We start from the raw sequence: 12,327 nt of genomic DNA, 5'->3' as shown, positions 1-12,327 counted from the left end.
CGGCTTCGGCTGCGGGACAGGCGGGTCATGGCTCGGCCCTTCCATTCAGCGCGGCGGGATCGACAGCGATGTCCGCCAGGGCCCCGTGCGGCCAGGATGATGCGCACGTCGGTCATCGCCGCCCCCGGGCCGGAGGAGCCGGCCTCGGTGGCATCGAGCCACCTCGGCCGGCGCTGTCGCGGATTGCGGCACTGGCGGCGCGCGCCTTGAGGCAGGGGCCGCTCATGCCTCGGCCATCACGTGCAGGGCGGCGGGATCGAAGGCGAGGCCGACCATGGCGCCCGGTTCCGGCAGCGGGGCACCTGCCGCCACCAGCACGCCGATCTCGGCCCCCGGCACTTCGACCTGCACCCGCGTGCCCGCGCCCAGAAAGCGCAGCGCCGCGACCGGCCCGGCCAGCGCCGCGCCTTCGGGTGCAACGAGCCGCAGAGCCTCGGGGCGCAGCGAGGACCAACGGGGCGGCCCGCCCAGCGATTGCGTCAGCGCGGGCGGCAGCACGTTCGACGAGCCGACGAAATCGGCGACGAAGCGGGTGGCGGGGCGGGCGTAGACCTCGGCGGGCGTGCCGATCTGGGCGATGCGGCCGTGGTTGAACACTGCGAGGTTGTCGGCCATGCTCAGCGCCTCGCTCTGGTCATGGGTCACGAAGACGAAGGTCAGCCCGAGGCGGCGCTGCAGGGCCTTCAGCTCGTCCTGCATCGCCTCGCGCAGCTTGAGGTCGAGCGCGCCCAGCGGCTCGTCGAGCAGCAGCACCCGGGGTTCGTTGACCAGCGCGCGGGCCAGCGCCACCCGCTGCCGCTGCCCGCCCGAAAGCTGGCCGGGCTTGCGGTCGCCGTAGGTGTCGAGATGCACCAGCGCCAGCATTTCCTCGGCCCGTGCATGGCGCGGCGCGCGGCCCATGCCCTTGACCATCAGGCCATAAGCCACGTTGTCGCGCACGTTCATGTGCGGAAACAGCGCATAGTCCTGAAACACCGTGTTGACGTTGCGCCGGTTCGGCGGGGTGTTCGACACATCCTGCCCGAAGATGCGGATCGCGCCATGGGTCGGCTTCTCGAACCCCGAGATCAGCCGCAGGCAGGTGGTCTTGCCCGAGCCGGACGGCCCGAGCATGGCGAAGAACGACCCTTCCGCGATGGTCAGATCAAGGTGATCCACCGCCCGGATGGGGCCGAAATGGCGCGAGACAGCAGCGAATTCGACGGCGGGAGTCATGCATCAAGTCCTGAAAGGGCCGCAGGCGGCGCAGGGGCGCAGCCTTCCGGCGGTCGGCGGGGTGCGCCCGGTCGGGCACCCCGCCGTTCTGGCGGCAGTCTGGCCGTTGCAGCGGCCGGGAGCGGGGCGGCGTTACCGCCCGCCGATCACGCCGATGTAGTCCGACACCCAGCGGTAATAGGGCACGCACTCGCCCTGGGCGCATTTCGAGACCGGGGTCGTCCAGAATCGGATCTTGGCGAAATCGTCCATCCCGTTGGCGGTGCAAAGCTCTGCGGTCAGCAGCCCGCGCCCGTCGGTGCAGGCGGCGGGCACGCTGGGGTTGGCGCCGAACCACACGCCGAGATCGGATTGCAGGTTCGACGACAGCGAATGTTCCATCCACTTGTAGGCGCAGTTCGGGTGGGCGGCATCGACATGCAGCATCGTGGTGTCGGCCCAGCCTGTGGCGCCTTCGGCCGGGATCACCGAGGCCACGGGGAAGCCGTCGGCCTTCAGCAGGTTGACCTGGAACGGCCAGGTGCCCGAGGCCACCACGCCCTCGTTCTTGAAATCGTCCATCTGGATGAAGGCATCGTGCCAGTAGCGGCTGACCAGCGTGCGCTGCACCCGCAAGAGGTCGAGCGCGGCCTTGTACTGTGCGTCGTTCAACTCGTAGGGCGAGGTGATGCCAAGCTCGGGCTTGTGGGTCATCAGGTATTGCGCCGCGTCGGCCACATGGATCGGGCCGTCATAGGCTTGCACCCGGCCCTTGTTCGACTTGCCGTCGGGCAGCGTCATTTCCTCGAACACCACGTTCCACGAGGTCGGCGGTTCCGGGAAGACCTCGGTATTGTACATCAGCACGTTGGGGCCCCACATGTAGGGCACGCCGTAGTGCACGCCGTCGACCGTGTGCCAGCCCGCGTCCTTCAGCCGGTCGTCCACCGCCGACCAGGACGGGATCAGGTCCACGTTGATCGGCTGCACCCGCTTGCCCGCGACCAGCCGCAGGCTGGCGTCGCCCGAGGCGGTGACCAGATCGAAGCCGCCCTCGTTCATCAGCGCCACCATCTCGTCCGAGGTGCCGGCCGTCTTGACCTTGACCTTGCAGCCGGTGTCGGCCTCGAACTTCGTCACCCAGTCGAAGGCCTTGTCGGTCTCGCCGCGCTCGATGTAGCCGGGCCAGGCGACGATGTTCACCTGCCCCTCCAGCGCGCCGATCTCGGTGATCTGGGCCGCCACCGGGGCCAGGCCGGTCAGCAGCGCAAGGGCGGTGGTGCCCAGCAGTTTCATGGTCTTCATTCTCACACTCCCCGTTGGTTCATCCCGCGCAACACGCAAGGACCGGTTTTCCGGCTTGCCCGAACGGTAGGGCGACTGCACAAGGCTTCGCAATATCAAAACGCAGAACGAAGCCATCGGTTTACCCGATACCACCGCCCCCGGTTTCTTCTTGGCCCAAATACCCCCCCCTGCCTCTCCGCCAACCCGGCGCCGGGCATCGTGACCCAAGCCGCCGCCGGGGTCTCGATGGCCCCGGCGGCGGCGGCCGGCTCACCGCGTCGGAATGGCACTTTGCGCCGAGCGGATGAAGTTCAGCGCGGGCGGGCTCAGCGGTGCGCCGCGGCGCCAGGCGAGGCCGACCTGCACCGTCGGCAGGTCGCCCGACACGTCGCGGATCTCGATCCGGTCGCCCTCCAGCGACCAGGGCCGGTAGACGAGGCTGGGCAGGATCGCGAGGCCGGCCCCGGTGGCGACCAGCGACCGCACCGCCTCGACCGACCTTGTGCGGAAGGCGATCTGCGGCTTCACCGCGAGGGCGGCCATCAGGCGGCGGGTGCTTTCCTCGATCTCGTCCACCATCAGCTGGATCAGCGGCGTGCCCGCCAGTTCGTCCAGCGCGATCGCCTCCTGCTGGGCAAGGGGGTGGCCCAGCGGCAGCCACAGCCGGTAGGGCGAGACCAGCAGCGTCTCGACATGCAGCGCCATGCGGTCGCGCACCGACGAGGTCAGCAGCACCGCCACGTCCAGCTCGCCGCCAATCAGCAGGTGCTGCAGATACTCGCCGTTGTCCTCGATCACGTTCAGCTCGACCTGCGGATGGGCGCGGCGGAAGCGGGACAGGATGTCCGACAGCACATAGCCCGCCACCAGCGAGGTCACCCCCAGCGACAGCCGGCCCGTGGCGGGTTCGACATCATCCTGAAACGCCATCCGGGCGGTGGCAACGTCGGCGAGGATCTGGCGGGCATGGCGCAGGAAGGCCGAGCCGCGGTGGGTGATGTCGATGCCACGGGCCTGGCGGTCGAACAGGCTCACGCCAAGGTCATCCTCCAGCGCGCGGATCGCCTCGGTCACCGAGGATTGCGAGATCGACAGCACCCGTGCCGCCCGCGACACCGAGCCCTGTTCGGCGGCGGCGATGAAGAACTGCAACTGTCGCAGGGTGAAGGCCATGCGCGCAGGATCGGGGGGCGGGGCGGGGCTGTCAACCTTGCGTGGTGCCGCCGGGGGGGCATCGCCCCCGGCGGCGGGGCGTCAGTTGGTCTGCGCCTTGATGGCATCGACATCGGCGGGGGTCATTTCGCCCACCGTGGTCACCTTGCCATCGACGATCTGCCACAGCCGGAACGGGCCGGAAATGTCGCCATACTCGTCGAAGTTCACCGGGCCGATCACGCCTTCGTAGCGGATCGCCTTGCCTTCCGCGATCAGCCCCAGCGCGCGGGTGAATTCGTCCTTGCCGGCATGGATCACCTCGCCCGCCGGATCGACCGCGCGGCGCAGCGCGTCGGGCAGCCTTGCGGCATCGGGGCCGCCCGCGATGGCGATGGCCAGACCGACCAGCGCGCCCGCGTCATAGGACCGGTCGGCCGCCGGGGCTGCCGGGTCGATGCCCGAGAACGCCTGATAGTTGGCATTGAAATACTCGGTCGAAGGGGTCGGGTTGGTGCCCGACGAGGTGCCGTAGGCCTGGCCCAGATACTCTGCCCCGACCGAGGCGATGAAGTCGTCGCTGTTCATCCCGTCGTTCAGCAGGAATTTCTGCACGCCGCCCTGGCTGATCCAGGTCCGCGCCACGGTGGCGCCATCGACCGGATCGGAGATCAGGTAGAGCGCATCCGGTTCGCCCGCCATCGCGGCGGTGACTTCCGAGGCATAGCTCGACTGCTTGGCGTTGTAGGGGGTGACAGAGATCACCTCGCCACCCAGCGCGGTGTAGGGGGCGGTGAACTCCCGGACCAGATTCACCCCGAAGTCGTTGTTCTGGTGGATGATGACGATCTTCTTCATCCCCTGGTCCAGCGCGTATTTCGCCGCCGCCACGCCTTGCAGCGCGTCCGAGGTGATGGTGCGGAAGAAGATGCCGCCGGTCTTGCCTTCGCGCCCCAGCGCGGTCAGCGTCGGTGACGACGAGGCGGGCGAGACCTGCAATATCTTCGCCGGGCCGGTGACCGAGGTCAGGATCGGGATCGACATCGGCGAGATGATGCCGCCGATGATGGCGGGCACCTTGCCGACCTGCACCAGTTGCGTTGCCGCATCGACCGCGACGTTGCCTTGCGTCTGGCTGTCGCGGGTGTCGGTTTTCAACATGCAGCCCGCAACGCCGCCCGCGTCGTTCAGGTCGCGGAACGCCATTTCGACCGATTTCGCGCCGGCCTGACCGTATTCGCCCGCCGGGCCGGTCAGTTCCAGCACGAGGCCGATGGTGATGTCGCAGGCATTGGCCGCGATCGGGGTCAGCGCCAGTGCCGAGAGCATGGCAATCAGGGATGTCTTCATCTGGGAACCTATCTGTTGAGGGGGCCTGTTGTCGGGGCCGCCGGGTCAGTCTGTCCGGCGGAATTGGCGGCCGGTCAGGACGCTTTGTTGAGGTTGTATTTCATGATCTGGCCGTGGCGCCCGTGGCGGTCGCGTTCCAGCGTGAAGGTGTCGCCTTCCGGGGTCTGGCCCCGCGCCAGCACGGCGGCGATCTGGGCATGGTCCTGCGCGGTCAGGGCGAGGTTCGCGATGGCCACGTTCTGCGCCAGATGGCTGCGGTTGCGCGCGCCGACGATCACCGCCGCCACCGCAGGGCGCGACAGCATCGCGGCGCTGGCCACGGTCGCCACGTCGCAGCCGTGCCGGTCGGCAATGGTGCGCAGGCAGCGCAGCAGGGTCTGGAACAGCGCCCAGCCGCCGAAATCGTCGATGATCAGCTTGTATTTCGTCAGCGAGCGGTTTTCCAGCGGGCCTGTCGGTTCGGGCTGGCCCAGCCAGCGGTCGCCCAGAAAGCCGCCCGCGACCGACCCGAAGGCGAAGATGTGCATGTCATGCGCCAGCGCCGCCTGCACCAGGGCGCGTTCCGGGCGGGCGTCGATCAGGCTGTATTGCACCTGCATCGACACCAGCGGGATGCCCGCCTGAAGGATTTCCAGCGTGCGCGGCGTGTCGAAATTGGTGGCGCCGATGTGCAGCACCTTGCCCTCGCGCCGCAGGTCATCGAGCCAGCCGAGCGCCTCGAGGTAGCGCGGCACCGCGTAATCCCACCAGTGGAACTGCACGAGGTCGAGCCGGTCCATGTGAAGCCGCCTCAGCGAGGTGTCGATGATGCGGCGGACCGAGTCGCGGGTCAGGGTGGCAAGGTCTGCCAGATCGGGCACCAGCTTGGTCTGCACGCGCAGCCGGTCCAGCGCGGCGGCGCCGTGGCGGATGCGGAACTGGCCGATCAGATCCTCGACCCCGGTGTAGATGTCGGCGCAGTCGAAGGTGACGATGCCCGCCTCGTAGAAGGCCGCCATGTCGGCAATGGTTTCGGCGCGGTCAACCGGGCCGTGCCCGCCGGCCAGTTGCCAGCCGCCGCGGATGACACGCGAGATGTGGTAGCCGGGGCGCAGCTCGATGGTGGGGACGGTCATGGGGCGGGCCCTTCCGGCAGGGGGACGGCGGTGGTTTCGGCATGGCTGAAGCGGCGCGTGCCGATGCGGGTGATGCGCAGGCGGGACGGGCAGTTCGGGTCGGGGCAGGCGACCTCGGCATCCGAGGTCATCCAGTCGTGCGGGTGGGTCATGCGCTGCTTGGCGGGCAAGAGCGGCAGGAGCGCCGCCAGCGAGTAGATCGAGAAGCCTTGCCCCGGCGGCAGGTGCAGCTGTTCGCCGCGCAGCTCGAACCAGTCGCCCGCCTTGCCGCAGTAGAGCTTTGCGCCGGGCGGGGCGACGATTTCCACGCGCAGGTCGTAAAGCTCGAAGTCGTCGGTCATGCGGCGCCCTCCTGCGTGAAGGTGATCTCGCAGGCGCCGGTCTGGCGGATGCGGCCGCAGGCGGCGGCAAGGGCGGCGCGGTCTTCGGGGACCACCTGCGCCACCACCGACCCGGCGAGCCAGCCGATCGGGAAGAACATCCGCGCGCCGGGGCCGTAAAACAGGCCGATGTCGTAGATCGGGTCGGGGTTGCCCCCCCAGACGCGGGCCGGAACATAGGCCAGCACCACGTCGCCGGGCTGCGGGTGCAGGGTGGCGTTTTCGGGCGGAAGGGCCTGCGCCCAGCCGGCCCCCGCCAGATGCGCGGGTGGGACAGGGCAGGAGATTTCGGGGCCTGTCCACATGGCATGAAGGCCGGGCACCGTGCGCGGGGTTTCGAGATAGCGCGACAGGAAGGCGGCGTTGTCGGGGGCCTTGGCGGGCAGCAGTTCGGCCAGCACCGACAGGCCGGAGCGGGGTTCGGAGATGCGGAACTTCATGGGGTGGCCCCTTCGGCGTTGAGTTTGTCGCGCAGGAAGGCGAACGGGCGGCTGATGTCGGCCACCAGGGCTGCGCGGGCGGCGGCAGCGTCGCCGGCCTCCAGCGCGGCAAGGATGGCGACGTGGAAGCGCCCCGCGTCCTTTTCGCCCGCGTCGGAAAATGCGAAGATCGCGGCGCGGGTGCAGGGGCCCGATTGCAGCCAAAGGCTTTCGATCATCGGGATCAGCACGTCGGACCCGCAGGCGCGGTAGATGGCGAAGTGGAACGCCTGGTTCAGCGTGACCTCGCGGTTGACCGAGGCCGGGTTGCCGCCGATGCGCAGGCTTTCCCATTCGGCCATGATCTCGCGGATCGTGGTCAGCAGGCGGGGGGTCATGCGCGGGGTCGCCAGCACCACCGCCTCGCCCTCGATCAGGGCGCGGGCGCGCAAGAGGTCGTCGATCCGGGCCAGCGTGATGGGCGGCACGCGGATGGTGCGGTTGGGCAGCGCCTCCAGCGCCTGTTCGGTGATCAGGCGGCCCAGCGCCTCGCGCACCGGCATGGTGGAGGTCATCAGCGCGTCGGCCAGGCTGCGGATGGTCAGCACCTGCGACGGGGCGAACAGCCCGCCGATCAGGGCGCGGCGCAGTTCGGAATAGACCCGGTCCTGCACGGTTTCGCGGCCCACCGGGGCCAGAGTGATGCCTGTCTTGTCGTTCATTGCGCGGTGCTGCCCTTGCGGCGGAATCATCTTGCTTTGAATATTAAGCCTGCATATCGTGATCAAATCAAGTGTGATCACAGATCAACTTACAAGAGGTGTCCATGCCCCCGCCGGTTCTGGAAACGCGCGATGTGACCAAGCGGTTCGGCGGCGTGCGGGCGGTGGACGGCATGTCGCTGGCGGTTCAGGCGGGCGAGATTGTCGGGCTGATCGGGCCGAACGGTGCAGGCAAGACCACGATGTTCGATCTGCTGGCGGGGTCGGTGGTGCCCACGACCGGGTCGATCCGCTTGCAGGGGGCCGAGGTCGCGGGCGAAGCGGCGCACCGCCGGGTGACGCGCGGGCTGGGGCGGACGTTCCAGATTCCGCGCCCGTTTCCCGAACTCTCGCTGATGGACAACATGCTGATCGCGCGGCAGGGCCAGACCGGCGAGCGGTTCTGGGCAAACTTCACCAGGGTGCGCCGCATCGCCGCCGAGGAACGCGACGCGCGCGACAAGGCGCGGGGGCTGCTGGATCTGGTGGCGCTGGGGCGGCTGGCGGGGGAACCTGCGCGCGTGCTGTCGGGCGGACAGCGCAAGCTTCTGGAACTGGCGCGGGTGATGATGGCGGACCCGGCGGTGATCCTGCTGGATGAGCCGGCGGCCGGGGTGAACGCCACGCTGCTGGAGGTGATCATCGACCGCATCAGGGCGATCAACGCGGGCGGCGTGACCTTCCTGCTGATCGAGCACAACATCGACATGGTGACGCGGCTGTGCGGGCGGGTGCTGGTGATGGCCGGGGGCAGCCTGCTGTGCGAGGGCACGCCCGATCATGTGGCGCGCGACCCGAGGGTGATCGAAGCCTATCTCGGCGGTGCGGCATGAATGCGCTGCTGGAGGTCAGGGGGCTGGTGGCGGGGTATGAACCCGGCCTGTCCATCGTGCGCGGGGCGACGATCCAAGCCATGGAACAGGAGATCGTTGTCATCCTCGGCCCCAATGGAGCCGGGAAATCCAGCCTGATCAAGGCGATTGCCGGTTTGGTCCCGGTGACCGGCGGGCAGGTGCTGCTGGGTGGCGCCGACATCACCGCCACCCCGGCGCACCGCATGGTGCGGCAGGGGCTGGCCTTCGTGCCGCAGACCGAGAACGTGTTTCCGCTGATGACGGTGCAGGACAATCTGCGCGTTTCGGGCGGGGTGCTGCCGCGCGCCGAGGTGGCGGGCCGGATCGACGAGATGTTCACCCTGTTCCCCGACCTTGCCCGCCAGCGGCGGCTGATGGCGGGCAGCCTGTCGGGCGGGCAGCGGCAGATGCTGGCGGTGGCGCGGGCGCTGATCGTGCATCCGCGCGTGCTGATGCTGGATGAACCCTCGGCCGGGCTGTCACCGAAGTTCGTGGCGATGGTGTTTGCCCGGCTGGCCGAGATTCGTGCCGCCGGGCTGACCATCGTGCTGGTGGAACAGAATGCGCGGGCAGCACTGGGCATCGGAGACCGGGCCTATGTGCTGGTCGAGGGCCGGGTGGCGCATGAAGGGGTGGCTTCGACCCTGTGGGACGACCCGCTGATTGCCGAACTTTACCTCGGGCACCGCAAGGAGGCGTCATGAACCTGCAATTCCTGCTGGACGGGCTGATTGCCGGGTCGATGATCGGGCTGGGGGCGATTGGCGTCACGCTGACCTATTCGATCCTGCGGTTTTCCAATTTCGCACATGGCGACTTCATGGCCTGGGGCGCCTATGGCACGCTGGTGCTGGTGGGGGGCATCGGCGCGGTGGCGGGGGCGACGGCGCCCATCGGCGCGCTGTCTTTCGGCTGGCCGCTGATCGTGGCGGGGCTGGCGGCGATGGCGCTGACCGGCGGCATGGCGCTGGCGCTGGACTGGCTGCTGTTTGCGCGGCTGCGCGACCGGGGGCAGGCGATCATCGTGGTGATGGCCAGTTTCGGCGCGTCGATGGCGCTGCGCAGCCTGCTGGAGTTCCTGTTCACCTCGCGCCCGGAGTATTTCAGCCGGGCGATCCAGATGGCGGTGCCGGTGGGGGCGGGCATCCGCATCACGCCCGATCAGGCGGTGCTGCTGGGGGTGACGGCGGCACTGGTGACGGCGATGCACCTGTTCATCACCCGCAGCCAGACCGGGCGTGAGATGCGGGCCGTCAGCCAGAACCCGGCGCTGGCGCGGGTGGTGGGGGTGGATGTGGCCCGCGTGGTGCGCGCGACCTGGATGCTGGGCGGGGCGCTGGCCTGTGCGGCGGGCATCATGGTGGGGATTCTGGTGCAGATAAGGCCGCTGATGGGGCTGGACATGCTGCTGCCGATGTTTGCCGCCGCGATTCTGGGCGGGATCGGGTCGGTGCCCGGCGCGGTGCTGGGCGGGCTGATCATCGGGCTATCCGAGGCGGTGGCGGTGCAGTTCATCGGCGCGGAATGGCGGGCGGCGGTGGCGTTCGTGATCCTGATGGCGGTGCTGCTGGCACGGCCGCAGGGGTTGTTCGGGGTGGCGGAGCGATGATCGATCTTCTGGGCTATGGCGCGTTCTTCCTGTCCACCGCGCTGATCTTCGGGATCATCACGCTGGGGCTGAACCTGCAATGGGGGCTGACGGGGCTGTTCAACGTCGGCATCGCGGGGTTCGTGGCGATCGGGGCCTATACCTCGGCGGTTCTGACAACGCCCGAGGTGGCCGACCGGCTCGGCGGCTTCGGCTTGCCGATTGCGGCGGGCTGGCTGGGGGCGATGGCGCTGGCGGGGCTGGCGGCGGCGCTGACCGGCTTTGCCACCTTGCGGCTGAAGGCGGATTATCTGGCGATCACCACCTTCGGGGTGGCCGTGGTGGTGCAGCTGGTGGCGCTGAACGCGCAAGGCGTGACGGGCGGGCCGTTCGGCGTGGCTTTCATTCCGCGGCCCTTTGCCGGGGTGGCGGATCAGCCGGTGCTGTTCAACTTCCTCAACCTCGGGGTCGTGGCGGGGGTGACGCTGGCGACCTATCTGGCGCTGGAGCATCTGTCGCGCAGCCCGTGGGGCCGGGTGCTGCGGGCGCTGCGCGAGGATGAGCGGGCAGCGGTCAGCCTGGGGAAAAGCGCGCGGTCCTACCGGGTGCAGGCCTTTGCCGCCGGGGGCGCGGTGATGGGGCTGGCGGGGGCGGTGCAGGCGCATTTCATCGGCTTCATCTCGCCCGACAGCTACTTGCCGACGCTGACCTTTCAGGTCTGGGCGATGCTGATGGTCGGCGGGTCGGGGTCGAACCGTGGGGCGCTGCTGGGGGCGGTGGTGGTTTGGGCGATCTGGGTCGGGTCGGGGGCGGCAACCTCGGCGCTGGTGCCGGGCGACTGGCAGGCGCGCAGTGCCGCGCTGCAGATCGTGGCGATCGGGGTGATGCTGTGCCTGATCCTGGTGTGGCGGCCGCAGGGCTTTTTCGGGGGGCGCAGGCGATGAGGCAGCCGGACCCCGCAACGTTGTGGCATGGTGTCAGCGCGCCGCTGCCGCCCGGCGATGCGCCGCTGGGCGAGATCGAGGCCGATCTGCTGGTGGTGGGCGGTGGTTTCACTGGGCTTTCCACCGCGCTTCATGCCGCTGAACGCGGCCTGCGCGTGGTGCTGGTCGAGGCGCAGCGGGTGGCCTGGGGGGCGACGGGGCGCAACGCGGGCTTCGTGGTGCCGAACTTCGCCAAGGTGGACCCCGAGGCGGTGGTGGCGCGGCTGGGGCCCGACCGGGGGGCGCGGCTGAACGCCTTTGCGGCGGGCAGCGCCGATCTGGTGTTCGGGCTGGTCGCGCGGCACGGCATCGCCTGCGACGCGGTGCAAAGCGGCTGGATTCAACCCGCCCATGCGCCCGAGGCCCTGGCCCGCACGCAATCGCGCGCCCGGCAGTGGGCCGCGCTGGGGCGTCCGGCCGAGGCGCTGGACGCCGCGCAGGTGACGGCGCTGACCGGGGTTCCGGGGTATCTGGGCGGCTGGATCGACCGTTCCGGCGGGGTGTTGAACCCGGTGGCCTTTGCGCGCGGGCTGGCGCGGGCGGCGGTGGCGGCGGGCGTGCGGCTGTTCGAGGACAGCCCGGTGGGCGCGCTGGCCGCGACGGACGGCGGCTGGCGGGCGAGCCTGCCCCATGCGCAGGTGCGGGCGGCGCGGGTGGTGCTGGCGACCAATGCCCATGCCGGCGGGCTGGTGCCGGGTCTGGCGCAAAGTTTCTTTCCGCTGCGGGTGTTCCAGATCGCGACCGACCCCCTGCCTGCGGCGGTGCGCGACCGGCTGCTGCCCGGCGGGCAATGCGTGTCGGACACCCGGCGCAACCTGTTCACCTTCCGCTTCGACGCCGAAAACCGGCTGATCACGGGCGGGATGCACATCCTCGGCCCCGGCGCGGCGCGGCGGGTGCCGGTTGCGATTCACCGCCGTATGGCGCGGATGCTGGGGCTGCCGGACCTGCCGCCGCTGCGCCATGGCTGGTCGGGGATGGCGGCGGTGATGCCCGATTTCCTGCCGCACCTGATGACGCCCGCGCCGGGGCTGATGGCGGGCATCGCCTGCAACGGGCGCGGCATCGCGATGTCGACGCAACTGGGCGTGGTGCTGGCCGACTGGGCCGCGGGGGCAGAGGCCGGCGACCTGCCGGTGCCTTGCGGGCCGGTTGCGCCGATTCCGCTGCACGCCCTGATGCGCCATGCGCCGAATGTGCTGCTGCCGCTGAGCATGTGGCGCGACGCCCGCGATCTGCGCTAG

The 12,327-nt window shown here is 69.7% G+C and carries 13 protein-coding genes; 5 read left to right on the top strand and 8 right to left on the bottom strand.

Annotation, left to right across the window (positions count from 1 at the left end; all coding sequences use genetic code 11):
• Window positions 1-222: 222 nt before the first annotated feature.
• From RNZ50_20720 to RNZ50_20685, 8 genes are all read right to left on the bottom strand, one after another.
• Window positions 223-1,215, bottom strand: coding sequence for an ABC transporter ATP-binding protein (locus RNZ50_20720; protein MDT8857418.1), 993 nt, complete (start codon window positions 1,213-1,215; stop codon window positions 223-225).
• A gap of 132 nt (window positions 1,216-1,347) precedes the next feature.
• Entirely contained in the window at window positions 1,348-2,499 is a 1,152-nt protein-coding gene (locus RNZ50_20715) for an ABC transporter substrate-binding protein (GenBank protein MDT8857417.1), read from the bottom strand.
• Between the two features lie 252 nt (window positions 2,500-2,751).
• The gene (locus tag RNZ50_20710; protein MDT8857416.1) at window positions 2,752-3,654 is read right to left on the bottom strand and encodes a LysR family transcriptional regulator; all 903 of its coding nucleotides are present in this window, start codon (window positions 3,652-3,654) and stop codon (window positions 2,752-2,754) included.
• Between the two features lie 81 nt (window positions 3,655-3,735).
• Entirely contained in the window at window positions 3,736-4,983 is a 1,248-nt protein-coding gene (locus RNZ50_20705) for an ABC transporter substrate-binding protein (protein ID MDT8857415.1), read from the bottom strand.
• Between the two features lie 74 nt (window positions 4,984-5,057).
• Window positions 5,058-6,098 (bottom strand): aldo/keto reductase, encoded by a 1,041-nt coding sequence (locus tag RNZ50_20700; GenBank protein MDT8857414.1) that lies wholly within the window; start codon window positions 6,096-6,098, stop codon window positions 5,058-5,060.
• Window positions 6,095-6,439: a TIGR04076 family protein gene (locus RNZ50_20695; protein MDT8857413.1), complete on the bottom strand. Its 345-nt coding sequence runs from the start codon at window positions 6,437-6,439 to the stop codon at window positions 6,095-6,097. The genes RNZ50_20700 and RNZ50_20695 overlap by 4 nt, the downstream gene beginning before the upstream one ends.
• Window positions 6,436-6,918 (bottom strand): DUF3830 family protein, encoded by a 483-nt coding sequence (locus tag RNZ50_20690; GenBank protein ID MDT8857412.1) that lies wholly within the window; start codon window positions 6,916-6,918, stop codon window positions 6,436-6,438. Before RNZ50_20690 ends, RNZ50_20695 begins: the two co-directional genes overlap by 4 nt.
• Window positions 6,915-7,619 carry a GntR family transcriptional regulator gene (locus RNZ50_20685; GenBank protein MDT8857411.1) on the bottom strand — a complete coding sequence of 235 codons (705 nt, stop codon included), beginning with the start codon at window positions 7,617-7,619 and terminating at the stop codon, window positions 6,915-6,917. The genes RNZ50_20690 and RNZ50_20685 overlap by 4 nt, the downstream gene beginning before the upstream one ends.
• A gap of 104 nt (window positions 7,620-7,723) precedes the next feature.
• Between RNZ50_20685 and RNZ50_20680 the strand changes: the two genes are divergently transcribed.
• From RNZ50_20680 to RNZ50_20660, 5 genes are read left to right on the top strand one after another with little or no spacing between them, the layout of a single operon-like run.
• Window positions 7,724-8,491, top strand: a complete 768-nt coding sequence (locus RNZ50_20680) for an ABC transporter ATP-binding protein (GenBank protein ID MDT8857410.1) — start codon at window positions 7,724-7,726, stop codon at window positions 8,489-8,491.
• Window positions 8,488-9,216: an ABC transporter ATP-binding protein gene (locus RNZ50_20675; protein ID MDT8857409.1), complete on the top strand. Its 729-nt coding sequence runs from the start codon at window positions 8,488-8,490 to the stop codon at window positions 9,214-9,216. Before RNZ50_20680 ends, RNZ50_20675 begins: the two co-directional genes overlap by 4 nt.
• Entirely contained in the window at window positions 9,213-10,121 is a 909-nt protein-coding gene (locus tag RNZ50_20670) for a branched-chain amino acid ABC transporter permease (protein MDT8857408.1), read from the top strand. The genes RNZ50_20675 and RNZ50_20670 overlap by 4 nt, the downstream gene beginning before the upstream one ends.
• Window positions 10,118-11,044, top strand: coding sequence for a branched-chain amino acid ABC transporter permease (locus tag RNZ50_20665; protein MDT8857407.1), 927 nt, complete (start codon window positions 10,118-10,120; stop codon window positions 11,042-11,044). Before RNZ50_20670 ends, RNZ50_20665 begins: the two co-directional genes overlap by 4 nt.
• Window positions 11,041-12,327 (top strand): FAD-binding oxidoreductase, encoded by a 1,287-nt coding sequence (locus tag RNZ50_20660; protein ID MDT8857406.1) that lies wholly within the window; start codon window positions 11,041-11,043, stop codon window positions 12,325-12,327. Before RNZ50_20665 ends, RNZ50_20660 begins: the two co-directional genes overlap by 4 nt.

The sequence above is a fragment of the Paracoccaceae bacterium Fryx2 genome (assembly GCA_032334235.1).
Lineage (GTDB): Bacteria > Pseudomonadota > Alphaproteobacteria > Rhodobacterales > Rhodobacteraceae > JAVSGI01.
The sequence above is the reverse complement of the archived record's forward strand: the minus strand, read 5'-3'. Positions and strand labels throughout refer to the sequence as shown.

Excerpts from the sequence above, each read along its gene's own strand:
- RNZ50_20720 (MDT8857418.1), bottom strand. The coding sequence starts at position 1,215 with ATGACTCCCGCCGTCGAATTCGCTGCTGTCTCGCGCCATTTCGGCCCC.
- RNZ50_20715 (MDT8857417.1), bottom strand. The coding sequence starts at position 2,499 with ATGAAGACCATGAAACTGCTGGGCACCACCGCCCTTGCGCTGCTGACC.
- RNZ50_20710 (MDT8857416.1), bottom strand. The coding sequence starts at position 3,654 with ATGGCCTTCACCCTGCGACAGTTGCAGTTCTTCATCGCCGCCGCCGAA.
- RNZ50_20705 (MDT8857415.1), bottom strand. The coding sequence starts at position 4,983 with ATGAAGACATCCCTGATTGCCATGCTCTCGGCACTGGCGCTGACCCCG.
- RNZ50_20700 (MDT8857414.1), bottom strand. The coding sequence starts at position 6,098 with ATGACCGTCCCCACCATCGAGCTGCGCCCCGGCTACCACATCTCGCGT.
- RNZ50_20695 (MDT8857413.1), bottom strand. The coding sequence starts at position 6,439 with ATGACCGACGACTTCGAGCTTTACGACCTGCGCGTGGAAATCGTCGCC.
- RNZ50_20690 (MDT8857412.1), bottom strand. The coding sequence starts at position 6,918 with ATGAAGTTCCGCATCTCCGAACCCCGCTCCGGCCTGTCGGTGCTGGCC.
- RNZ50_20685 (MDT8857411.1), bottom strand. The coding sequence starts at position 7,619 with ATGAACGACAAGACAGGCATCACTCTGGCCCCGGTGGGCCGCGAAACC.
- RNZ50_20680 (MDT8857410.1), top strand. The coding sequence starts at position 7,724 with ATGCCCCCGCCGGTTCTGGAAACGCGCGATGTGACCAAGCGGTTCGGC.
- RNZ50_20675 (MDT8857409.1), top strand. The coding sequence starts at position 8,488 with ATGAATGCGCTGCTGGAGGTCAGGGGGCTGGTGGCGGGGTATGAACCC.
- RNZ50_20670 (MDT8857408.1), top strand. The coding sequence starts at position 9,213 with ATGAACCTGCAATTCCTGCTGGACGGGCTGATTGCCGGGTCGATGATC.
- RNZ50_20665 (MDT8857407.1), top strand. The coding sequence starts at position 10,118 with ATGATCGATCTTCTGGGCTATGGCGCGTTCTTCCTGTCCACCGCGCTG.
- RNZ50_20660 (MDT8857406.1), top strand. The coding sequence starts at position 11,041 with ATGAGGCAGCCGGACCCCGCAACGTTGTGGCATGGTGTCAGCGCGCCG.